The 22,816-nt window shown below is 61.4% G+C and carries 22 protein-coding genes and 1 pseudogene; 13 read left to right on the forward strand and 10 right to left on the reverse strand.

Annotation, left to right across the window (positions count from 1 at the left end):
* Positions 1-18: 18 nt before the first annotated feature.
* Complete coding sequence (locus AC245Y_RS27610; RefSeq protein WP_003553531.1) at positions 19-1,362, reverse strand: adenylate/guanylate cyclase domain-containing protein; 1,344 nt, start codon at positions 1,360-1,362, stop codon at positions 19-21.
* Between the two features lie 475 nt (positions 1,363-1,837).
* Here AC245Y_RS27610 and AC245Y_RS27615 point away from each other — a divergent pair, with 475 nt between their 5' ends.
* Both AC245Y_RS27615 and repC read left to right on the forward strand, forming a co-directional pair.
* Positions 1,838-3,175 carry a nucleotide sugar dehydrogenase gene (locus AC245Y_RS27615; RefSeq protein WP_017996820.1) on the forward strand — a complete coding sequence of 446 codons (1,338 nt, stop codon included), beginning with the start codon at positions 1,838-1,840 and terminating at the stop codon, positions 3,173-3,175.
* A gap of 38 nt (positions 3,176-3,213) precedes the next feature.
* Positions 3,214-3,525, forward strand: a pseudogene (gene repC, locus AC245Y_RS27620) (replication initiation protein RepC); the annotation flags it as partial.
* A 218-nt stretch (positions 3,526-3,743) separates the two neighbouring features.
* Here repC and AC245Y_RS27625 read toward each other — a convergent pair.
* The 3 genes from AC245Y_RS27625 to AC245Y_RS27635 form a co-directional block, all read right to left on the reverse strand.
* Entirely contained in the window at positions 3,744-3,983 is a 240-nt protein-coding gene (locus tag AC245Y_RS27625) for an LLM class flavin-dependent oxidoreductase (RefSeq protein ID WP_017996819.1), read from the reverse strand.
* Positions 3,984-4,029: 46 nt separating this feature from the next.
* Positions 4,030-4,787 (reverse strand): IS5 family transposase gene (locus tag AC245Y_RS27630; RefSeq protein ID WP_204328682.1). Its coding sequence is split into 2 segments (ribosomal slippage): positions 4,030-4,445 and positions 4,445-4,787, totalling 759 coding nucleotides; the frame shifts between segments, so codons are not numbered across the junction.
* Positions 4,788-4,885: 98 nt separating this feature from the next.
* Positions 4,886-5,419, reverse strand: a complete 534-nt coding sequence (locus AC245Y_RS27635; RefSeq protein WP_003553535.1) for a DUF4142 domain-containing protein — start codon at positions 5,417-5,419, stop codon at positions 4,886-4,888.
* Positions 5,420-5,532: 113 nt separating this feature from the next.
* Between AC245Y_RS27635 and AC245Y_RS27640 the strand changes: the two genes are divergently transcribed.
* From AC245Y_RS27640 to AC245Y_RS27660, 5 genes are all read left to right on the forward strand, one after another.
* Positions 5,533-5,778, forward strand: coding sequence for a hypothetical protein (locus AC245Y_RS27640; RefSeq protein ID WP_003553537.1), 246 nt, complete (start codon positions 5,533-5,535; stop codon positions 5,776-5,778).
* A 44-nt stretch (positions 5,779-5,822) separates the two neighbouring features.
* A complete protein-coding gene (gene nadE, locus AC245Y_RS27645) occupies positions 5,823-6,656 on the forward strand; it encodes an NAD(+) synthase (protein ID WP_012763542.1) in 834 nt (277 codons plus the stop codon).
* 64 nt (positions 6,657-6,720) lie between these two features.
* Positions 6,721-7,299: a cysteine hydrolase family protein gene (locus AC245Y_RS27650; RefSeq protein WP_017996818.1), complete on the forward strand. Its 579-nt coding sequence runs from the start codon at positions 6,721-6,723 to the stop codon at positions 7,297-7,299.
* A gap of 125 nt (positions 7,300-7,424) precedes the next feature.
* Positions 7,425-7,811: a VOC family protein gene (locus AC245Y_RS27655; RefSeq protein ID WP_245274059.1), complete on the forward strand. Its 387-nt coding sequence runs from the start codon at positions 7,425-7,427 to the stop codon at positions 7,809-7,811.
* 62 nt (positions 7,812-7,873) lie between these two features.
* The gene (locus AC245Y_RS27660; RefSeq protein WP_017996816.1) at positions 7,874-8,248 is read left to right on the forward strand and encodes a tudor domain-containing protein; all 375 of its coding nucleotides are present in this window, start codon (positions 7,874-7,876) and stop codon (positions 8,246-8,248) included.
* A 71-nt stretch (positions 8,249-8,319) separates the two neighbouring features.
* Here AC245Y_RS27660 and AC245Y_RS27665 read toward each other — a convergent pair whose 3' ends face one another.
* Positions 8,320-9,546: a DUF3095 domain-containing protein gene (locus AC245Y_RS27665; protein WP_017996815.1), complete on the reverse strand. Its 1,227-nt coding sequence runs from the start codon at positions 9,544-9,546 to the stop codon at positions 8,320-8,322.
* A gap of 173 nt (positions 9,547-9,719) precedes the next feature.
* Here AC245Y_RS27665 and AC245Y_RS27670 point away from each other — a divergent pair, with 173 nt between their 5' ends.
* Complete coding sequence (locus AC245Y_RS27670) at positions 9,720-10,199, forward strand: class I SAM-dependent methyltransferase (protein ID WP_012763538.1); 480 nt, start codon at positions 9,720-9,722, stop codon at positions 10,197-10,199.
* Positions 10,200-10,326: 127 nt separating this feature from the next.
* Here the strand turns inward: AC245Y_RS27670 and AC245Y_RS27675 are convergent, their stop codons facing one another.
* Both AC245Y_RS27675 and AC245Y_RS27680 read right to left on the reverse strand, forming a co-directional pair.
* Positions 10,327-12,117: an ABC transporter ATP-binding protein gene (locus AC245Y_RS27675; RefSeq protein WP_017996814.1), complete on the reverse strand. Its 1,791-nt coding sequence runs from the start codon at positions 12,115-12,117 to the stop codon at positions 10,327-10,329.
* Between the two features lie 418 nt (positions 12,118-12,535).
* Positions 12,536-12,991 (reverse strand): Rrf2 family transcriptional regulator, encoded by a 456-nt coding sequence (locus AC245Y_RS27680; protein WP_017996813.1) that lies wholly within the window; start codon positions 12,989-12,991, stop codon positions 12,536-12,538.
* A 131-nt stretch (positions 12,992-13,122) separates the two neighbouring features.
* Here AC245Y_RS27680 and AC245Y_RS27685 point away from each other — a divergent pair, with 131 nt between their 5' ends.
* On the forward strand, positions 13,123-14,028 hold the full coding sequence (locus tag AC245Y_RS27685) for an NAD(P)/FAD-dependent oxidoreductase (protein ID WP_017996812.1): 906 nt from the start codon (positions 13,123-13,125) through the stop codon (positions 14,026-14,028).
* 312 nt (positions 14,029-14,340) lie between these two features.
* On the opposite strand, the gene nhaA is transcribed toward AC245Y_RS27685, so the two are convergent.
* The gene (gene nhaA, locus AC245Y_RS27690; RefSeq protein ID WP_017996810.1) at positions 14,341-15,531 is read right to left on the reverse strand and encodes a Na+/H+ antiporter NhaA; all 1,191 of its coding nucleotides are present in this window, start codon (positions 15,529-15,531) and stop codon (positions 14,341-14,343) included.
* 653 nt (positions 15,532-16,184) lie between these two features.
* Here nhaA and AC245Y_RS27695 point away from each other — a divergent pair.
* The gene (locus tag AC245Y_RS27695; protein WP_017996809.1) at positions 16,185-17,528 is read left to right on the forward strand and encodes a chloride channel protein; all 1,344 of its coding nucleotides are present in this window, start codon (positions 16,185-16,187) and stop codon (positions 17,526-17,528) included.
* A gap of 180 nt (positions 17,529-17,708) precedes the next feature.
* Entirely contained in the window at positions 17,709-18,086 is a 378-nt protein-coding gene (locus AC245Y_RS27700; RefSeq protein WP_012763532.1) for a GFA family protein, read from the forward strand.
* Positions 18,087-18,147: 61 nt separating this feature from the next.
* Here the strand turns inward: AC245Y_RS27700 and AC245Y_RS27705 are convergent, their stop codons facing one another.
* Together AC245Y_RS27705 and AC245Y_RS27710 are read right to left on the reverse strand one after the other, a co-directional pair.
* Positions 18,148-19,026 carry an FkbM family methyltransferase gene (locus tag AC245Y_RS27705; RefSeq protein WP_017996808.1) on the reverse strand — a complete coding sequence of 293 codons (879 nt, stop codon included), beginning with the start codon at positions 19,024-19,026 and terminating at the stop codon, positions 18,148-18,150.
* Positions 19,026-20,744, reverse strand: a complete 1,719-nt coding sequence (locus tag AC245Y_RS27710) for an adenylate/guanylate cyclase domain-containing protein (RefSeq protein WP_017996807.1) — start codon at positions 20,742-20,744, stop codon at positions 19,026-19,028. The genes AC245Y_RS27705 and AC245Y_RS27710 overlap by 1 nt, the downstream gene beginning before the upstream one ends.
* Positions 20,745-20,924: 180 nt before the next feature.
* Between AC245Y_RS27710 and AC245Y_RS27715 the strand changes: the two genes are divergently transcribed.
* Positions 20,925-22,013, forward strand: a complete 1,089-nt coding sequence (locus AC245Y_RS27715; RefSeq protein WP_017996806.1) for a glycosyltransferase family 4 protein — start codon at positions 20,925-20,927, stop codon at positions 22,011-22,013.
* Positions 22,013-22,771: a polysaccharide deacetylase family protein gene (locus AC245Y_RS27720; protein WP_017996805.1), complete on the forward strand. Its 759-nt coding sequence runs from the start codon at positions 22,013-22,015 to the stop codon at positions 22,769-22,771. Before AC245Y_RS27715 ends, AC245Y_RS27720 begins: the two co-directional genes overlap by 1 nt.
* Positions 22,772-22,816 lie beyond the last annotated feature (45 nt).

The following is a 22,816-nucleotide window of genomic DNA, read 5'->3' on the forward strand; positions in this document are numbered from 1 at the left end:
GACAAGGGTTCTAGGCTGTTACTGGATGAATTTCTCCATGCTGGTGCGCTCGACATGTTTCTTGGCGTCGCGATGCAGGAGAATGACCTGCTCGGCTTCCGAAAGTCCGTTCTGCACGGCCTCGCGGAAGCTCTCGTCGACGTTGATCGCCGGCGCCGGCGCGCGCGGCTGCAGCACCGTCACCTTCTGGCGGATGCCGCGCAGCTTCTCTTCGCCGAGCGTCGTCCACTCGCCGCCGCAATAGCCGGCGAAGGCCTGGCTGGCGACGACCTCGCGGCCATATTTCTTGGTCAGGATCTGCAGACGTTGGACCTCGTTGACCGCCGAGCCGAAGGCCGAGAAGGTCAGGCGGTCCTTGAGGCCGACATTGCCGAACATGACGTTGCCGACATGCAGGCCGATGCCGTAGCCGACCCTGGTCAGGCCCTTCTGCTCGCGGTCCCTGTTGAGTTCGGCGACCCGCGCCTGCGCCTGATGCACGGCCGAAAGCGCCGCCTCGCAGGCAATTTTCGATGGGTCCTTATGGCGTCCGCAAGGATAGACGGCGAGAAAGCCGTCGCCGAGGAAACTCAGGATCTCGCCGCCATTGCGGTTGAAGGGGGCGGCGATCGCGTCGAAGAACTGGTTCAGCGTGTCGATATAGGCCTGCCGGCCTTCCTTTTCGGCATAGACGGTGGATTCGCGCATGTCGCCCATGACGAGGGCTGCGCGGATCGTCTCACCGTCGCCGCGGCGGATTTGGCCGTTCAGCACCCGCTTGCCGGCGTCGCCGCCGAGATAGGTGGTCAGCATGTTGTTGGCGAGCTTGCCGAGCACCGCCATCTTGGCGGCGACCGCCAGATGGTTCTGCATCCTGAGCAGCGCATCGATCATGTCGTCGGAAAAGCCGGTGTTGTGGTCCGTCGACCAGGAACCCATCATGCCCTGCACCGAGCCGTCGCCGAAGGGCTGCACGAAGGCGAGGTAATCGGTGATGCCGTCCTTGCGCAGGTCCTCGAAAATCGGAAATTCGTTCGGCCCATCCTGGATCAGCCGGCGTCGGATGTGCTGCAGATTGTTGTCGAGCAGGTAATAATACGGGCTCTGCAGGAAGCGGTCCGGCTTTTGCCCCGCGGGCATGCGAAAGCCCTCGATGGTGACGCCGCTGGCGCGCCGCCAGGTGAAGCTCAGCGCATCGTAGAGCGGGTGCAGCATCGAAAAGGAAAGATGCACGCGCGCGAGCGGCAGGCCCGCGGCAGTCAGCCTTTCGCAAAAACCGCGGACAATGTTTTCAAGCTCGTCTCCGGCCAGCGAAGAGTTCGTCAGCCATTCAGCGACCCGGTCCAACAGGATGGACGACACGCTGGATTCGATCGTGCTCATTCTCGGTATGATCCTCATAAGGCACGCCATCCCCAAGAGCCAAAAGTCCCCCCGGCCGGCCCATTTTCATGCGCAGGTCACAAGGAAATCAGGATGTACGAGCGGTATTACTGTGTCAACGGATCCGCCGAAAGCCCGGCGGCGGCGCCCCTCGACTCCCCATGGCGGGATCGGACGGGTAATCCTTTCCAGGTGGTTCAATATCGAAAGTCAAAATAGGGATGCTGCAAGTGCGAAACAATGGGATCTATATTTTTTTGTGCGCTGAAGTTGCAGCAAACAGCATGGCCTGAGTCATTTCCGCAACACCCGACCAAGGGCGTTGTGCTGTTAGGAGATCGGCTGACGAGGGGCAGTCATCGACGCGAACAGGACAGCAGCACCGCCAGCGTGAGAGGAAGATCCGCGCCTGGGTTTAATTTGCCTGGATCATGCATTAGATCAACCTTCTCTTCCCCGTTTGAAAGATCCCGCCTTGGCCAGCTCCTCCTTCGATACGCTTTTGCAGAAGATCGAAACTCGCACGGCTCGCGCCGGCATCATCGGGCTTGGCTATGTCGGCCTGCCGCTGGCGATGGCGGTGGCGCGCAGCGGCTTTGCTGTCACCGGCTTCGACATCGACCCGGGCAAGATGGTGGCGCTCGATGCCCGCCGCTCCTATATCGACTCGGTGACCGACGCAGCACTTTCGGCCGAGATCGATGCCGGCCGCTTCAAGGCGACGAACGATTTCGCCGGACTTGCCGAGTGCGACGTTGTCATCATCTGCGTGCCGACGCCGCTCACCAAGCATCGCGATCCCGACCTTTCCTTCGTCGAGGCGACGTCGCGCTCGATCGCCGCGCATTTGCGCCCCGGTCAGCTCGTCGTGTTGGAATCGACCACCTATCCCGGCACGACCGATGACGTGGTGAAGGTCATTCTCGAAGGCACCGGGCTGAAATCCGGCTCGGACTTCTTCGTCGGCTTCTCGCCGGAGCGCGAGGATCCCGGCAACCAGCATTATCATACCGCCACGATCCCGAAGGTCGTCGCCGGCGACGGGCCCGAGGCGCTGGCGCTGATGAAGGCATTCTATGGTGCGGCGGTATCCTCGGTCGTTCCCGTCTCTTCGAATGCGACGGCCGAGGCCGTGAAGCTCACCGAAAACATCTTCCGCTCGGTCAATATCGCTCTCGTCAACGAACTGAAGACCGTCTACGCGGCCATGGGCATCGACGTCTGGGAAGTCATCGACGCCGCCAAGACCAAGCCCTTCGGCTACATGCCGTTTTATCCCGGCCCCGGCCTTGGCGGTCATTGCATCCCGATCGATCCCTTCTACCTCACCTGGAAATCGCGCGAATACGAGCTGCCGACCCGCTTCATCGAGCTCGCCGGCGAGATCAATTCGGCAATGCCGCGTTATATCGTCGGCAAACTTGCCGAAGCACTCGACATCCGCGCCGGCAAGGCGCTGAGCCGCAGCAGGGTGCTGGTGCTCGGGCTTGCCTATAAGAAGAACGTCGCCGATATCCGCGAGAGCCCGTCGCTGCGGCTGATCGAGATCATCGAGGAGCGTGGCGGACACGCGGACTACCATGATCCCTTCGTCGCCGAGATACCGCCGACGCGCGAATACCAGGCGCTGAAAGGCCGCAAGTCGGTCACGCTGACGCCTGATACCATTGCCGGCTATGATGCGGTGCTGGTCTCGACCGATCACGACAGGGTGGATTATACGGCGCTCGCAAATAGCGCCCCGCTGATCATCGACACGCGCAACGTATTCAACCGGCTCGGACTTTCGGCCGATCACGTCATCAAGGCATGATGGAAACGCCTTTGCTCGGAATCAATTCAAGGGCGAAAGATCCGAGCCAAACAAGCGAGCAGAGCGGAAAGGGCGAACCGGAAGTCTTTCCGTTGTCGATGGTTTTGCGGGGCCTGCCCCGAGATAACCGCATATGGGCCAGGCGGCTCGATCAGTAGCGGGCGGGACATGATGGCGGCTGCCGTCACCATCCGGCAAATGTTGGGGTCAGCCCATCGGCCTACGAGGAGGCCTGTGAAGCCCCCGGGCAAGTCGGGGCGGCGAACGCAATCGCCTGCATCCACGAACGGGCGGGCCACATCAATTCGGCTGGCGGCCACCTTCGGGATTTGACAGCGAAGGCGCGGCGAGTTTTCGCAAGAGCCGATGTGTTTACGCAGCCAAGGCATCGCAATTCAAAACGTCTCCCGTTGGCAGGCGTCTGATCATCTCGGCGCCAGCCTCTGTCCTGAGGTTCCGTTCCGCCTTCTCTGCCATCCGCGGCCGACGGCCGTCTCATTCAACGCTTCGCCACTGCCCATGGCGACCCAGCGCAATCGATCCGGGAACATTTCGGACAGGATTGCGATCAGGTGAGCCAGCACCAGCTTCCCGGTATGGCGAGGCTCCCGAACGGGACTGTTGTTTTCGCCATGACTGCGCCGAGCGGGGCCCAGTTATTCCCGGAATTCCCCTGCCTCGAGCTCCACGGCGCAAGGTGATCCGAGGTTATCACAGCCTGAAATCCGGCCCCCTCCGCTGCCTGGACGCGCTCCAGGAGCTGCCTAGGAGAGAATTGCTCGTGCGAAGCGTGGTAGCCGATCAGCATAGCTTGACGAAGAAAAAGCCCCCGCCATACTAGGACTAATCGACATTCACCGCAGCCAGATCATTGCGGCGAGGAGATAGACGAATCCTTCGAAATGGATTGTTCTGCGGTCGTATCGAGTGGCGAAACGTCGGAAGTGCTTCATACGGTTGAAGCATCGTTCGATGCGGTTACGATCTTTGTAGGCGGCTTCGTCGTGGGGGATGATGATCTTGCGCGAGCGGTTTGACGGGATGACTGCTTCGGCTCCCATGCTGGTGATTGTTTCCCGCAAGGCATTGCTGTCATAAGCTTTATCAGCCAGCACGGCATCGCCGCTCTGTCCCTTCAGAAGAGCCGGCGCTTGCGTGATGTCGCCCACCTGACCGGCGGTTACGATGAAACGCAGCGGTCGGCCAAGGGCATCAACCAGCATATGGATCTTGGTGGTCAGTCCGCCTCGGGAACGCCCCAACGCCTGATCCTTGGCCCCCCTTTTCCGGAGGCGGCTTGCTGATGGGCGCGAACGATCGTGCTGTCGATCATCAGATACTGGTTGTTGCGGTCTGCTGTCAGCGCCTCGAACACCCGCTCCCATACGCCGGCATGGCACCAGCGGCTGAAACGCTTATGCACCGTCTTCCATTTGCCATAGCGCTCCGGCAGGTCGCGCCAATGTGCGCCGGAGCGCAAAACCCACAGGCAACCATTGATGAACAGACGGTTGTCCGAGCCGCTACGCCCCGGGTCGCCAATCTTACCAGGCAATAAGGATGCAATCTTGAGCCACTGAGCGTCGCTCAGTTCATACCGCCTAATCGACATCATCGACCTCCGTGACTAACACGGTGCTCTATGAATCAGCGATCAAGCGATTTGGGAATCCTGAATGTCGATTGGACCTAGCGGGGGCGGGTACACGATTACTTGTTCAGCTCCGTTGCCATCTGAAGATGATGCTCCAAAGCCGGCCGGGTTTTTGCCGCCCAAGCCTTCAGCTCGGCATTTTCACCCTCGTCGCCGTAACGCTTGAATAGATCGACCGCGTCCTCATGCACGTCTTCCTGGTCAGAATGATACTGCTTGGTGAAGTCATCGCCCTGAAGTTTCGCCAGATCGTCCAGCATTCCCTGATGAGAAGAGGACATGGCTGCGGGGATCGTCCCCTTCACCTTTCCGGATGTGACCATAGCCTTCAACTCGTCCGACGTCTTCTGGTGGTCGGTCAGCATCTGCTGTGCAAATGCCTTGGTCTTGTCGTCCGACCGTTCCAGGGCGAGCTTGCTGGATTCAATCTCGAACATGTCGCTGCTGGCCGCCTCGACGACGAAATCTTCGGTCTTCGGTGCGACACCCATGACGGAGTTGACGCCGGTTTTCTCGGCTGTGGACTGGGCGAAGGTAGCGGATCCGGCGGTTGCCATGAGGATAGATGCCAGAATGAGGGTTTTTTTCATGCAGGATGCTCCCGTTGTCGATCGCCCCATAAACTTTCGCGACGCAATCGAGTTCCGAAAGAAGGAACAATTTCATATCCCCATGGTTTGCAGCGCAAGCAGGGAGAGCAGTAATGGTAGCCAATGACATTTTGAACGAGGACGTTTCGGATTTCGCGACCCGGCTTGAGGCGATGACGAGCGATGAGGTTTTTGCTGCCATGAGCTCGCTGGAAAAGCATAGCGAGCATGACATCAGGGATAGGGAGGAAACCCTGTCACGGATTACGCTCGTGGAAGAAGAGATCGAGCGGCGCTTTCCTGGGCAAATGCTGACCCCTTACCGGGACTGGAAGAAAGAGCAGCCTCTGCTGTCCTGAGTTACCTCGGCAGATAACGATAAGCCAAACAGGCTACGGATCAAATGGACCAAGACCAGCTGTCAATATCTCGGACACTCGGGGTCACCGCCGATTTCGATGCGGCGCTTGAGGTTCGGCGTCGCATCGATTTCCTGGGCCGTTATCTGCGCCAGGCTTCCTGCCGAACTTTCGTTCTTGGGATAAGCGGTGGCGTCGACTCGCTTGTCGCCGGTCTACTCGCGCAAGCCGCAGTCTCGGAAGTTCGAGCGGATGGATGCGATGCGCAGTTCATTGCAGTTCGACTGCCGTATGGTGTCCAGGCCGACGAGACAGACGCGCAAAAGTCGCTAGACGTCATTGGCCCGGATCGTGTCGTCACGGTCGATATACAGCCAGCAGCAGACGCCATGCTCGACGCGGTCATGGCCGAGGGAGAAGATCTGGTGGAGCCGGCTCGCAAACATTTCCATCTCGGCAACATCAAAGCACGCCAGCGAATGGTCGCGCAGTACGCGCTGGCTGGGTCAACCAGAGGATTGGTGATCGGGACTGATCAAGCGGCCGAAGCTCTCATGGGGTTCTTCACGAAGTTCGGCGATGGAGCAGCTGACATATTGCCGCTTGCCGGCCTGACCAAGCGACGGGTGAGGGCCATGGCCGAGCATATGGGCGCTCCGCGGGAACTGGTATTCAAGGTGCCGACTGCGGACCTTGAATCTGACGCGCCTCTTCGTCCCGATGAAGATGTCTATGGCGTCACCTACGACAACATTGATGATTTTCTCGAGGGGAAGGCGATCGCCGAGCCAGCAAGGAAGCGTATTCTCAAAACTTACTGGGCAAGTGCGCACAAACGCGCGCTGCCCGTGGCGCCGATCGACGAAAGAGCGGGGTGAAAAGCGTCGGCCGCCGTTGGGAACCGCAGTCTGTGATGTTGGTTCGTGTTGGAGGGAGGAGACGATGAACGACAGCCACTGGATTCACTTGTGCATCGATATGCAGCGGATGTTCGCGGAAAACACGCCCTGGCATGTGCCGTGGATGAAGGAGGTCTCGCCTCGGATCCAGGAAATTTCGCAGCGCTATCCGCAGCGCACGGTGTTCACGCGCTTCGTGCCGCCCAAGCGGGCAGAGGACATGCATGGCATGTGGCGGAGCTACTACGAGAAATGGGACACCATGACCCTCGAACGACTGGGACCAGACATGGTCGATCTCGTCCCGTCACTCAAGGCGTTGGTTCCACCCGCCCGGATCTTCGACAAGATGACCTATTCTCCGTGGACCACCGGCGAGCTTCACCGCGTCCTGGCAGGGGAAGGGGTTCAGACCCTTGCGATCTCGGGCGGGGAGACGGACGTATGTGTGCTGGCCGCAGCCCTTGGAGCTATTGACCTTGGCTATCGTGTCATCCTTCTGAAGGACGCCGTTTGTAGCGGTGCCGATGATACTCATGACGCCTCGCTCGAATTGTTGGGGGATAGGTTCTCGGTGCAGTTGGAAATCTCGTCGACGGAGGACGTTCTCCGCCAGTTATGAACAAGCGCTGGAATCTTCCGGCGCGCAGCTACCTTCTCTTGCCGGACAGCGAAGTCAGATCTCCCATCCCTACAAGGACCGTAGATTCGCGGCGCGTCGCGGACTTTTTGACACGGGAACTCACCATGTTCAGTCACATCATGATCGGCGCTCGCGACCTTGAGACAATGGTTTCATTTTTCGACGATGTCTTGGCACCACTCGATCCGCGGCGAGTCGTCGAGTTAGAAGACGTGGCAGGTGTCATCCGGCGTAAACGCGAAAGGCGTTGGCCGCGGTTCGCTCTTCGGCGCCCGATCAATGGTTTGCGGGCGACATGCTACCTTGACAACACGCACGACCGTCGTCTGTCCGGTATCGTCAACACCGGCCTTTCGACCAGCCACCACCTTAATCAAATCACGAAGCTTTCTGGCAAGCCTATAGCTACGACGCCAACCGCAATCTTCTCCGAGGGTGAGCGGACTTACTCCCTTTCTGTTGTTAAGGCAGATTTCATCACCGCGCTCTAAGCTGCTGATCTTGCCACAACCATTTCGGGGGCGGATTGGATGAGTTCTAAGGGAGGACTATCTTGAAGAGTTTTGTTGCCGCGGCTATCGCAATCGGTGTCATGTGCTCCTGCGCTTCTGTCGCATCCGCGCAGACCAAAGGCGACTGGGTTCTCGGAAACTACAAGGGGGCCGGTTATTGGTTCCCTGGCGTTATCGACAGCGCCTTGGGCGGGAAGGTCACGATCCGATATGATGACGGCGATAAGGAAACTGTTTCCTTGAGCGATGTGCGTCCTTACGACTGGGTCATCGGGATGAAGGTAGAGTGCAACTACAAGGGTGCTGGCGATTGGTATGCGGGCAAGATCACCTCGCTTGGCGGCGAGAAGATCGGTATTGCCTATGATGAGGGCGACAAGGAAACCACGCGGACCGGTCGCTGCCGTTCACGATAAAGTCTTTGCTTGAACCAATGCGAGATCAGCCCGTCGCCGTCAAAGCGATGGGTTTATTTTTCTTCGGGCGATCACGTTTGATGCGGCGCCGTCGCAAGCACCTTGCCGGTCATCCGGCTTGCGGCCACCGCATAACCGCCGGCCGCGCCGTCGATGAAATGCATGTGGTCGCGTGAGATCGGCGTCGGCACGAAGCAGGTCATCAGCGCCGAGGCCTGCCGATGCAGGCCGTAGCGGGCAATGCCCTTGGCGCGTGCCGCTTCCAGCAGCGTCTCGATCCGCTTCAGATGTTCGGCGTCGACGTCGATCGTCATCTTCAGCCCGTCATCGAACTTGCGGAAATCGGAATTGCCGGCGACGTCGCGCTTGTAGCGGCGGGCGTCGAAGCGGCCGAGCGGAATGCCGAGCTTGTAGAACACGACGGTGATGGCGAGCTGCAGGAAGATGATGAGCTTCTGTCGCAATCGCCGCCCAGCCGGCGCGGTGGCCTCGGCCTCGCGGTTGATGCCGTGCAGCGAGAAGGCAAGGTCCGGACCATCCGCCGGCACCGGGTGGCTGTCCCGGTTCTGCTCGGTGGTGATGGCGACGATGCCGTTGACGAGGTCCCGGAATTCCTGCCCTGGCCGGCCTTCGCCGGGCACCGCGATGATCGAGACGATCTCGCCGTGCCTGGCGTCGATCGGGCTCCAGCGGCAGGAAAGGCCGGTCAGATCCGGGCGCGTCCCCGGCGCCGCGCGGGCAATGCCGTACCGGTCGAGCTTCATCTGTCTTTCGGCCCAGCTGGTGCCGCCGCCCCAGAACATCGCATAGGTGACATAAGGGCTTACGGAGTAACGGGCGACGCGAACGTCGAGGCCCTCGGCGCGGGTATCGGCGACCGGCACGATGGCGATGCGCAGCATCAGGCCCAGATCCTCCTCGACCCAGGTCTGCACGGCGGCAAGGGCGTCGCGCGCCTGCTTTTCCAATGATCCCGGAAGCGCAATCAGCGCGCCGTCGCCGCCGAAGACGAAGGGATAATCGCCCTTACCGACGGAATTCAACACCGCTGAAATGACGCTGGCGCCCGCCATGTTGACGTCCTTGTAACGGCCGGCGGCGATCGCCGGCGTCGAGCCGACGATGTCGGCCAGCGCCAGCACCCAACCATCCGGCAGCGGCCGGTAGTTGGCGGCGTCGGTGACGCCCTCGAATTGGCTGAAGAGCGGCACTTCGGCAAAGAAGGTTTCGTCGGTCACGGTTTTCATATCGTCCAGCTTAGCACAGACCCATGTCGCCACTGCAACGCCAATTCCCATTTACGGCAATCGACGTGGCAAGGTTTCATGTGCTAGAGCATTTCGTGCTTTTTCGGACCCACGGAAACGCTCTATCTTTTTGTTTTTACGCAATTCCGGACGCAAAACCGCTCTCGCACTTTTGCTGGAATTCCACCAGGACCGCCGATGATTTCATGACGGATATAGATTAGATGAGCCGCCTAGACAGCTTCATTCGCCGGTTGACGGCCCAGCGAGACATTTTGAACTCGATCATCGATCTGGTGGGGGAAACGCCAGGCCCGGTGCTGGAGTTCGGACTTGGCAACGGCCGCACCTATGATCATCTGCGCGAGAACTTTCCTGGCCGGCGCATCGTCGCTTTCGACTGGGAAGTCCGTTCCTATTCGGCCTCGACACCAGCGGCAGAAGACATGGTGACCGGCAATATCCGCGAGTCCGGCCAGGCCTTCGTCGGCATCGGCGCGGCCCTTGCCCATGCCGATATCGGCACCGGCCATGACGAGATCGACGCGGTGACGCTGACCTGGCTGCCGCAACTGATGGCCGGCGTGCTTGCCCATAACGGCATCGCCGTCAGCGGGCTGCCGCTGGAGCATCCGGAGCTGGTGGGGCTGCCGCTGCCTGACGGCATCAAGGAAGGCCGTTATTTCCTTTACCGGAAGACGTAAAGGACAGCATCGGCCTGACTTGCATGATCCCTGAAATCGCCATCGATTGAGGGATAAAATCATGCAGCCATTCAAAGTACTACAGCGCCGCGGCTCTCGAAAAGACGCGGCGCTCTCGCGTTTTGGTTCACGCCACCAGACCCTTGGTCAGTTCCAGCGCCTGGCGCTCGAACAGCCGGCGATAGATACCGTTATTGAGCCTGATCAGCGCCTGGTGGTCGCCTTCTTCAACAATCTTTCCCTTGTCGAAGACCAGCAGCCGGTCGAGCGCCCGCACCGTGGACAGCCGATGGGCGATCACCAGCGTCGTGCGGCCGTTCATCAGGCGTTCCATGGCCTGCTGGATCTGCACTTCGCTTTCGCTGTCGAGGCTAGATGTCGCCTCGTCCAGGATCAGCACCGGTGCATCGGCCAGGAAGGCACGGGCAATGGCGACACGCTGCCGCTCGCCGCCCGACAGCTTGACGCCGCGTTCGCCCACCATCGTCTCATAGCCCTTGGGAAGGTCCATGATGAAGTCGTGGGCGCTCGCCTGTTTTGCCGCCTGTTCGATCTCGCGCCGCGAGGCGTTCGGCCTGGAATAGGCGATGTTTTCCGCCAGCGTACGGTGAAACAGGATGGGCTCCTGCTGCACGATCGCGATCTGGCCGCGCAGGCTTGATTGCCTGACCGCTGCGATATCCTGTCCGTCGATGCGGATTTGGCCCGAGTTGACGTCATAGAGGCGCTGGATGAGCTTGACGAAGGTCGTCTTGCCGGAACCCGAATGTCCCACCAGGCCGACGCGCTCACCCGGCTTGATGGTGACCGAAAAGTCGTCATAAAGCGGCGTGGGATGGGCGCCATACTGGAAGGTGATGCGATCGAAGACGATCTCGCCCTCGCCAATCCTGATCGGCGTGGCGTTGGGCTTGTCCTCGATGCCGAGCGGCATCTTGTCGAGCAGCACCAGTTCTTCCATGTCGTTGACGGCACGCTGCAGATTGCGGATGTCCTGGCCGACATTGCGCAGATAGCCCTGCAGAACGAAGAACATCGCCAGCACGAAGGTGATGTCGCCAGGCGTCGCCAGCCCCTGCCGCCACATGACCAGGCCCGTTCCCAGAATACCTGCCTGCATGGAAACCATCAGGAAGCCCTGGATCGTGCCGCTCAGCGTGCCGCGCTTCCATGTCCGACGCGTCCGGCTGTCCCATCTGGCCATCACCTGGCGCAGGCGTGCCTCTTCGCGGGTCTCGGCGCCGAAGGCCTTGACCACCGAATTGCAGCTGATCGCATCCGCCAGCGCGCCGCCAAGCTTGGTGTCCCAGGCATTGGCAAGCCGTGCCGCCGGCGACACGAAGCCCATGGAAAGCGCCACGGTCACGCCGATATAGATCAGCGAGCCCGCAGCCACGATCAGGCCCATGATCGGCCAGTAGCTGCCGAGCACGATACTGGCGCCAACCAGCATGACGATGGAGGGCAAAAGGGCCACCAGCAGCAGGTCGTTGAGCTGGTCGAGTGCCCACATGCCGCGGGTGATCTTGCGCACTGTCGAACCGGCAAAGCTGTTGGCGTGCCAGTCGGTCGAAAACCGCTGCACCTTGTGGAAACCGTTATTCGTCACATCCGCCATGGTGCGCAGCGTCAGCCGGATGATGCCGTTGAAGATGAACCAGCGCAGTGCCACGCTGGTCAGGGCGAGCGCCACGACAACGACGAAGGCGCGCAGCGCCCGCTCAGCCGCATTGCCGCCGGCGATGGCATCGACGATCTGGCCGGAAAACACCGGCACCATGACTTCGGCCAGCGTGCTGGCAATGACCAGCACGATGATGATGCCCACCAGTACAGGCCGATGGCGCCAATGATGGAAAACAAAGCCGAGCACATGGCGATAGGCATCGGCGCGGAAATCGAGCTTCTTGCGAGTCATTTTAATCGCTCGGCGCCGTGTCGGCAGCCGGTCCTCAGGATAGAGAGTTGGATGGCACGGCCCAAGCGGGAGACGAAATAACCCCGTCAGATCAATCGGGCTATGAATTAAGGGAAAACCGCATGTCGGGCGCGCTTGCGGCGGGCCGCGAATGGAAATGACCTAGTGTCGGGACATTCCGCAAGGGAAGGTTTCGATGATTGCTGGCATGCAACGCCTCCCTATGTTTGAACTAAAGCGGTGAGCGTTTTGTACCGAAGCATTTCGCCCTTGCCAAGCGGATATTTGCAACCTTACAGAAAGTGATGCGGAAACGACACAGCTTGTGCGCTTGCAAGATGACGGTGCGGCCGGCCCGTTCGCCCAAAACGGCATCGACAAAGACCGTTATTCCACTACCGCAGGACGTAATCGCCGCTTAGGAAGCGCAGGAATAGGATGTGGCCGGGCGCGCGGACAGTTTTGCCTCGAAGTCGGCGGCGATCTTGTCCAGCGTGACGCTGTCCAATCGCTGCAGCAGCAGGGCCTGGGCCTCCTTCATCGCGTCGCCGAGAACGACATTCACCGCCTGTTCCACCAGGCATTCCGGCTGGTCGTCGGCCGGGCCGATGGCGAAGAGGTGCGGTTCGCCGATGGCACGGTAGACGTCGAGCAGGGTGATCTCGGACAGCGGACGCACCAGCGTCCAGCCGCCGCCATGGCCCTTTTCGGAGCGGACGTAGCCCTGTTCGCGAAGGCCGGCCATGGTGCGGCGGACGACGACGGGATTGGTGTTCAGCATCTTGGCTATCATGTCCGAGGTCGCCGAATGCTGGTGCTTATCCATGTGGATCAGCACGTGTAGCATGCGTGAAAGGCGGCTGTCATTGCGCATGATTCTCTTCCTGTCGATCGGGCGGGTCATTATCGCAAGCCGATCGTAACAAGACAAGTAACATGATGCTTGACGGCGTCATGTCATGTAACTTATGTTGAGTCATGAGTTCAATATCCAAGGAGAGCCCCATGTCGTTCGACGCCATCATCATCGGCGGAAACTTCGCCGGCCTTTCGGCCGCGATGCAGCTCGCCCGGGCGCGGCGGCGGGTTCTGCTCGTTGATGCCGGCGCGCCGCGCAATCGGTTTTCTGAAGCCTCGCACGGGTTCTTGGGCCAGGACGGCCAGACGCCGGCGGCGATCATGCGGGAGGGCAAACGGCAGCTTTCGCTTTATCCGACGATCACCATCCGCCAGGGGAACGTCGTCCGGGCGCGGGGCGATGGTGACGCCTTCATTGTCGGCACCGAAGACGGCGGCGAAGAACGAGCCGCGCGCATCGTGCTTGCAACCGGCGTCAGCGACACGCTGCCCGAAATCGCCGGCCTGCAGGAGCGATGGGGCCGCTCCGCGCTGCACTGCCCTTATTGCCACGGTTTTGAGGTCAGCGGCGGCAAGCTCGGTGTCCTTGCAAACCATCCGCATTCGGCCCATTCGGCCGTAATGATCCCGGACTGGGGAGCGACGACCTTTTTCACTCAAGGGCTGTTCGAGCCCGATGAAGAGCAGTTGGTGAAGTTGACTGGCCGTGGCGTCCGGATCGAGCGCAGCCCAATCGTGGACCTGTTGGGCGACGATCCGAAGCTTGAGGCCGTTCGCCTCGCCGATGGCCGCATCCTGCCGCTCGACGCCGTATTCGTCGCGCCAAAAACGACGATGGCGAGCCCGGTTGCCGAACAGCTTGGCTGCGCCTTCGACGACGGCCCGTTTGGGCCGGTCATTCGCACCGGTGAGAATAAGGAAACCACTATCAAGGGTGTCTTCGCCGCCGGCGATGCGGCAAGCGCCATGCACAATGCCACACTCGCCTCCGCCTCAGGCGTGCTGGCCGGCGTGCATTGCCATCAATCGCTTGTCATGCAGTCGGTCGCATAGGGCGCAAACATCACGTTCGGGCGGCTCGGGCAGTTGGCCGGTCGAGAGGCCATTCGTGCCAAGCGGGCAAGTTCGGGAGAGGGTGATAAACCGCAGCAATGCCGCAATGTGCGTACGCGAAAGACATGCTGGCCTGCCTTCCGCTCGCCGCGCTCTTAGGCGCGGTCTTTTATGCATTGACATGGCGAGGCGTTCGCCTGTTCCAGCAGCGAGGAAAGCGGCGGAGAAGGTGGGATCCAAAGAGGCGAGGCGCGCAGACCCCTGCGAAGATCTTAATGTCCACGAGTGCCGTCGCCGCGAACTCGTAGATGACTACGACCGGCTGCTTTTCCGCCGGCTCGCCATCAGAACCGCGGATCCGGCCACGCCAGAGATCGCCGAACCGAGCAGAATGCCGATCTTGACCTTGTCCTGTACGGCTGGGTCATCGAAAGCGAGAAGACCGATAAAGAGACTCATCGTGAAGCCGATGCCGCAAAGAAGCGCGACACCGGTCATCTGCGTCCAGTTCGCCATTGCCGGAAGCTGCGCAAAACGTAGCTTCACCAGGAGACCAACGACGGAGAGAACCCCAAGCAACTTGCCAGCAAACAGTCCGGCGGCGACGCCAATTGTATGAGGGTCTCCCAAACTCGAGATGGACGTGCCGCGAAGGGAAACGCCGGCGTTGGCCAAGCCAAAGAGTGGGACGATGATGAATGCCACTGGTCGATGAAGCAGGTGTTCGAGCCGGTGCAGCGGAGATTCTTCGTCGCTAGCCTCCGGAGCGCCGGGAGAAAGCTTAACCGGTATCGTCAAGGCCAGCAGCACGCCCGCAAGCGTGGCGTGGATCCCGGAGGTGAACATCAACACCCACAAGGCGACGCCAAGGCCGAGATAAAGCGTCAGCGTCTTCACGCCGGCTCGGTTCATGAAAAACAGCAGGGCAAGGACCGCGGCGGCTCCGGCAAGGGCCAGGAGGTTGAGACCGTTTGTATAGAAGAGTGCGATGACGAGGACGGCGCCGAGGTCGTCGATAATGGCAAGCGCCGCCAGAAAGATTTTCAGGGACGCCGGAACCCGGTTGCCAAAGAGCGACAGCACTCCGAGCGCGAAGGCAATGTCGGTGGCCGTCGGGATCGCCCAGCCGCGGAGGCTTGCTGGCGTCCCGGCATTGAAAGCCAGATAGACGAGGGCTGGGGCGAGCATTCCTCCGGCCGCGGCGGCACCCGGAAGGATTCGCCTGCTCCAGGTCGAGAGCTGGCCGTCGAGCATCTCCCGTTTGATCTCCAGACCGACAAGCAGGAAGAACACGGCCATCAGGGCGTCATTGATCCAGTGCTGCAAGCTCAGTGGCCCGAGGTAAAGATGGAGGGCATGAAAATATGCGCCCGCCAGCGGCGAGTTCGCCACCGCAAGCGCCATCGCCGCGGCAGCCATAAGAACGAGGCCACCAGATGCCTCGCTATCAAGAAATCCGCGCAGAGTGGATTGAATGCGACCGGTCGTGATCGGCAAGGACATGGTTCGCGCTCCCTTCTGGAAGGTTGATCTTCGTCTCCGTCGATTTCGGGGAAGCCCGCGGCGCACGCAGCACACGCCATCCGGAAAGGGATACCTAAAAGCAGCAGGGATTTCCAGGGGCCCCCCGACATCGTTCCAGTGTCGTAACGTTCGACGATGATGGACATCCAGTGTCGATGAGCGCTTCTCATAATAGGCGATGGAGCTTGGGATGCCGCGTCTATCACTGCCTTATATCGTCAGTTCTTCCGAGATGATCGGCAGAAAAAAACCCGCTCCAGCGGGGGAACCACGGAGCGAGCCAGGTGCCCTTGGCGTTCAAACGCCTCAGGAGAGCATCCTCAGATTACACCCACGGTCATGCGAAGTAAAATTATCGGCGGCTCTGATAGGTCCGAAAGCTCCCTCGAGAGATGAACATGGCTTGCCGCGATCGTCATTGGATCCGTTGACGAAAATGTAGGCTGGCTGCCTGCTCTCATGCGACGAGGTCCGACCTAGGGAAGCCTGGACGGAGGCGGTTGAACGTGAGCCTCCGTGCTCGGCGCGCGCGCCCGCAGTCGTGCCCGCGATCGACCTGCTGCAAAGGGGGTGATCTTCGGGCGCGATAGCGCTAGTAAAGGACAACCCCGCCCCGCATCGCCGAGCCCGACATGCCGCCATCCTATCGATATTCCAAGCTCTTTCGCCGCTCCCGCGTCTTATGGGGCTCTTTCTCAATTTGGCGGCCAAGACTGGTGTTTTGGTGCGGGGCCTTGGCAATCGGGGTGATCAGCGTCGGCTTTGCGAAGCTTGCGGATCTGGCGCAGAAGGGCTTCGGGTCTCTCACCTCGTCCGGTGAATGGGCCTTCCTGCTGCCACTTGCGCTGACCCCGCTTGGCTTCATGCTCTCGGCCTATCTGGCGGCGAGGCTGTTTCCGAACTCGCAGGGCAGCGGCATTCCGCAGGCGATTGCCGCCAGGCACCTGAGGGACGACGAAGACCGGACGCGGCTGCTGTCGCTGAAGATCGCCTGCGGTAAGATCGTACTGACGGTGCTCGGGCTCTTCTCCGGCGCCTCGATCGGCCGCGAGGGACCGACTGTCCAGGTCGGCGCGTCGATCATGCTCGCGGTTGCCCGGTTCAGTGGCATGGCGCAGGCGCGCGGGCTGATCCTAGCCGGATCGGCGGCGGGCATTGCGGCCGCCTTCAACACGCCGCTCGCCGGCATCGTCTTCGCGATCGAGGAAATGAGTCGGACCTACGAGTCTCGGGCCAACGGACTGGTGCTGACCGCCGTCATCCTCTCCGGCCTTGCAGCGCTCGGGATTTCGGGAAGCTACAATTACTTCGGCATGGCATCGGCTGCACCCACGGAGCTTCGCGACTGGGGACTGGTTCTGATCTGCGGCGTCGGCGGCGGCGCGCTCGGGGCAGCCTTCAGCGGTTTCGCGCTGCACTTTGGCCAGAAGATCCGCCGCTGGGCGCAGCCACAGCCGCTGAAGCGCATGCTGGCTCTTGCAGGCACCTGCGGACTGACGATCGCAGTTATCGGAGTGGCATCAGGTGGCACGACCTTCGGTACCGGCTATGAGCAGGCACGAACTGCGGTCGAAGGCAACGCCCTGCCTCTGCTCTTCTTCGTCGAGAAGTTCGCCGCAAGCTTCCTGTCGATGCTGTCAGGTATTCCGGGCGGCATCTTTGCGCCGTCGCTCGCCGTCGGCGCCGGTTTCGGCAGCACCGTCGGCTCCCTGCTCGGCACCAGCGTCGCGCTGGCGGCCATCCTCGGCATGGCCGGCTATTTCGCGGGCGTCGTGCAGGCCCCGATGACGGCCTTCGTCATCATCCTGGAAATGACCGGCGACCACCAGGCAGTCATCCCGATCATGGCGGTGTCCATGATCGGTTACGTGACTTCGCGCATTCTTTCGCGCGAACCGCTTTATCATGGCCTTTCGCGCGTCTTCATCGCCGCGGCTATCCGGGCGCGGCGTGCGGTCGAAAGGGAGTCGGAGTAACCTTTAGTTCTGCACGGACGACCCGGCGAATACGCGCGATCATCTGCCGAGTAGTTTGCTGCATGGACCTGACACCTGATGGCACTGTTCGATCTGTCCGGCGGCCTGGCGGCGGCATCCAAAACAGCTACCAGGTGCGTGCGGTTGCTTTCGCGGACATCATTTTAGTGGAGCACGGGAATGAAACGAGCAGCCAGTTGTTCATGCGGCCAGCTTTCGATCACCGCCGACGGAGAACCTGTCAAAATCTCCGCCTGCCATTGCCGGGCCTGCCAACGTCGCACCGGCAGCGCGTTCGGAGTAGCCGTCTTCTTCCACGCCGATCAAATGGAGACGTCCGGGGTGTCGACCAGCTACGTCCGATGGGGCGACAGCGGCAAATCGGTCGAATTCAGCTTCTGCCCGGCATGCGGGTCGACAGTTTTCTGGATTCCGGAATTCAGGAAAGAGCTGGTAGCCGTCGCATTGGGATGCTTCGCCGATCCCTCATCGCTCGCGCCAACGCAAAGCGTCTACGAGGAAAGTCGTCTGGAATGGGTGTCGTTCGATTTGACCTAGATGCCGAATACGGAATGACACGTTAACAGATACTGCCCCGAATGCCGGTAACAAGCAGCCTCTAAGGCAGAAACAGCACGTTGTACTGATCGAATTCGCCCGGCAGGTCGCGGACCTTCATTTCCTCTTCGCGATCCTCGAAGATGACGAGGCAATTCTCGTAGAAGCCTGATAGCATTGATATGAAGGCCTTCGTTCCCTCCGGGCCGTAAAAAAGCGGCGTGAACTCCATGTAGAGCGGCACGCGGCGGGCAAGCAGTGGCCGCATCGACCGGCAGGCGACCGGCTCGTATCCCTCGATGTCCATCCAGACGAGGCCGATCGCGGCCGGGTCGATCGAAAGTCCGGCAAGGATCTCGGAAACCGGCTTCACCGGCACGCTGATCTTCTTGTCTGTCGGGCTTTGACGGATGGCGCTGCTCTTGCCGTGATTGTTGAGGTTGAGAAAGAAGTCGATCTCGCCTTCGTGCTCGCCGGCAGCGCAGTTGACGAGGCGGACCTTCTCCTCCAGCCGATTCTGGCGGATGTTGAGGGCAAGCAGCGGGAAATTGCGCGGATCGGGCTCGATGCTGACGACGTGGGCATAGGTGTCGCTGAGGGCGAAATAGACGGTCTGGGTGCCGATATTGCCACCGATCTCGAGCAGCGTTGCGTCCTTTCGCAAAAGGCCGCGCTCGCGCAGGATGAAGATCAGCCGGTCGACGGCCTCGCGTTCGAAATGGCCCTTCCGGAAGACCTTGCGGCCGATATAGTCCGAAGGCGAGAAAGTCATCAGATGGTCGCCGGCGTCGACCGTCATCGAGACCACCCGCGTGCCGATATTTTCGATCAGCAGACGGCGGCCGAAGCGGGTGTCGAAGAAGCGCGAAGCGGCGGAATTGCGCGCCTTGCGCAGGCGGCGGTTCCAGTATTTGGCGGTCAGCCAGGGCTTGCCGGGCATCAGGCTTTTCCTTCGAGCGGCTCTGCCGCTTTCTCTCTTGGAATGACGTAGACTTTCAAGGGCAGGGCCCGGCCGCGCACGCTGATTTCACGGCTTTCGATGCCGGAAAGGTTAGCACCCGAAAGGCTCGCCACCGGTTCGGAGATGACGATCGCCGCTTCGAATTCCTTGGCAGCTGTTTCCAAACGGCTCGCAACATTGACGGTATCGCCTATCGCCGTCATGCTGCGCACCCGGCCGTATCCCATCGTGCCGACGACGGCCGGGCCGGTGTGAATGCCGATCGCGATCCGCAGCGGCAGCGCCAGTTCGTCGGCGAGTTCCGCTGCGAGTTTCTCGATCTCGGCGACGATCGCTGCTGCAGCATTGAGCGCCTGGCGGCAGGCTTCCTCCGGCGCGGTGTTGAGCCCGAAGAGCGCCATGGCGCCGTCGCCGATGAACTTGTCGAGCCGCCCGCCGGACTGCTCCACCGCCTTGCCGATGATGGCGAAATAGCGGTTCAGCAGGAAGACGACGTCGAAGGGCAGGCGGGTTTCCGTCATTGTGGTGAAATGGCGAATATCGACGAAGAGCACGGCGATCTCGCGCTCGCGGCCGGGGCTCGTCTCCTGGCTGTTTGCGGGAAGGGCCGTCTCGATCGCCGGCACGAGAAGTGGCGCGACGGCAACGTCGCGGTTCGGACGAAGCTGGCAGGCGAGCCGGACATCCGGGCCGGCATTGATGCGCTTCAGCGTCGTCTGCTCCATCTTGTCGGGGATCGGCAGGCTGTCGTAGTCGCCAAGGATCTGCACGCGGCAGGTGGAGCACTGGCCCTTGCCGCCACAGACGGCATAATGCGGCAGGCCGCCGAGCCGGCTCGCTTCCAGTACCGAGAAGCCGCGCGGCACGCGGATCACCTCGCCGCCCGGATAGTTCACGGCGACCTGGTCAAGCCGCTCCTTCAGCTTGCGCCGGGCACGCGCGATGACGACGATGAGCAGCGAGGCCGAGAAGGCGCCGTAGAGCCCGGCGCGGATCATGGCGACCTCGCGGTGAACTTGCGGGTTCGAGGCGTAACGGGTGTTGACGCCCTCCTTGTAGGCGCTGACCGTCATTGACTGCTGGTAGGAAGGGTCGGCGAGTGTCCGGCCCATCTCGACGAAGCCGAGCAGCGAGAGCACCGGCACGAGGATCGCAATCGCCAGCAGCAGCGGCGCGAAGTCCGGATACCAGGAGCGATAGCGCAGCCAGAAATGGATGCCGATACAGCCGTGGATCCAGACGGCGACGACGGCGAGCGCCTGCCGCATGCCGTTCGCCGGGTTCTTGATCCAGAGCATGCCGACAACCGTCTCGTAGTCATCGATGTAGCCGTAGAATTCGTGGGCGATGCGTGTGCCGATGACATGATCCATAAGCAACAGCGGGATCATCAGGCCGAGCACGATCTGGGCCATTTCCCCATTTGGCATGACCAGGCTGCGGCGCATGTGGATGGCGCGCAGCACCAGCGCGATATGGATGAGCACCGATGAATAGAAGATGGCGGTCCCCAGAGGATTGCGCCAGATCGCCAGAAAGAGGTGGGCGGCTTTATCGGCGGCGGCGACTGAAATCAGGCCAATCGCATGGTTCGACAAATGCAAGAGGACGAAGATGAAAATGACGAGGCCGGAACCGAGCCTCGCCCTTCTGATCGTACGTTCCGAAAAAATCCCTGTGGCCGAGACCGTCGTCATTCATTCCCGTTCTTGTCGATGTAACCGCAGGCCCATAGAGATTGAGAAAGAGGCGGAATTGCTTCGATCGCGATCACATTCCATATGCTTATGCGCAAGTTTTCGGCAAAGGGACAATAGCGGAATTTTCCCGACAGGCGTGAAAGTTGTAAACAGTGTGGTCTTACCTGAGGTGTCCCAATGCGGGTGGCTTTCTACGCGCCGATGAAATCGCCGAACCATCCGGTGCCGTCAGGCGATAGGCTGATGGCGCGGCTGTTGATCCGGGCACTGGAGCTTGGTGGGCATCAGGTCGACATCGCCTCAGAATTCCGCACCTATGCCTCGACACCGCAAGCCGCAGCGGCGCTTGAACCCGCCATCGGCGCCGAGCTGGAGCGGCTGCGGCTAAGATGGAAATCCGCGCCGCGGCCGGACCTCTGGTTCTGCTACCACCCCTATTATAAATCGCCCGATCCCTTCGGGCCGGCGATATCTGCCGAATTCGCCATTCCCTACGTCACCGCCGAAGCCTCCTATGCGGCAAAACGCGATCGAACCGGCTGGGCAGCTTCGCAGAAGCTGGTGGGCGAGGCGATCATGGGGGCGGCGGTCAATATTAGCTTCACCGGGCGCGACCAGGACGGGCTTGCCGCCGCCTTTGCGCAGGCGCGCCTTGCCAGGCTTAACCCGTTCATCGACACGGCGATGTTCGAGAAGGTGTCGCCGGCGCCTGATCCGCGCCGGCTGATGACGGTCGCGATGATGCGAGCCGGCGACAAGATGGACAGTTATGTCATGCTTGCAAATGCGTTGCGGCTGATCGAAGACCGGCCCTGGACCCTGGCCGTCATCGGCGATGGTCCGATGCGGCAAGAGGTGCAGGTGCTCTTTGCCGACTTTCCCGGCCGCATCGAATGGTTGGGCGAGCGCAATGCCATCGAGATCGCCGAATTGCTCGGACGCGGCGGCCTCTATGTCTGGCCCGGCTGCGGCGAGGCCTACGGTCTTGCCTATCTGGAAGCCCAGGCCGCCGGCCTGCCTGTCGTTGCGCAGGAAACGGCAGGCGTGCCAGCGGTGGTCGAGGCTGGCGTGACCGGGCTGTTGACGCCGGAGGGCGATTTTGCCGGCTATGCCGAGGCCGTGGCCGCCCTGCTTGACGACGGGCAAAGGCGCGACGCCATGGGGCAGGCGGCGCGGCGCTTGGTGCTTGGGCAACGCTCGCTTGCGATGGCGGCGCAGCGATTGGACGGAATTTTGCGCGACAGCGCAGCAACAGGAGTGACGTGATGACCGACGCGATAGCCTGGGACCCCCTGCGCCGCGAGCTTGACCGCTGGCAGGCCGCCGGCCGCGTGGCACGGTTCTGGCTGCGAGATGACGACGCCGTCGAGCCGACGCAGGCGCTGGAGACGCTGATGGCGCTGGCCGGTGAAAACAATGTTCCGCTGATGCTCGCGGTCATTCCCGGCCTGACCGGTGAGGCGTTGGCCGTGCGGCTGGGGGAGGAAACATCCGTCGCTGTCGCCGTGCATGGCTGGTCTCATACCAACCATGCGGGGCCGCAAGGCAAGAAGCAGGAACTCGGCGGCGAGCGGCCGGGGGAGGCCGTGCTCGGCGAGTTGGGTGAGGGGTTCCGACTGCTGCAGCGGCTGCATCCGGCCCGCTTCCTGCCGGTGCTGGTGCCGCCGTGGAACCGGATCGACGCCGCCCTCATCCCGGCGCTGCCAGCGCTCGGATTTGCAGCCCTTTCGGTCTATGGGCGAGCAAAGCAGGACGGCCCGATGCCGCTCCTCAACACCCATGTCGACATCATCGACTGGCATGGCACGCGCGGCGGACGGGGCGAGGCGGAATTGGTGGCCGAACTGGTGGCCGAGCTTTCCGACCGGTTTGCCGGCAGCGACGAGCCTGTCGGCGTGCTCACCCACCATCTGGTGCATGACGTAGCGGCATGGGATTTCCTGTCGGCGTTGTTTGCGGTGACGACCCGACATCCGGCCGTCCGCTGGTCATCGGCGTCGGAACTGCTAGAGCATATCGCGTGAAACTGTGCCGCGGTGTTGCGATAGCGCATGCGCAAAAGCAAGACC

It is taken from the genome of Rhizobium sp. SRDI943 (genome assembly GCF_057653695.1).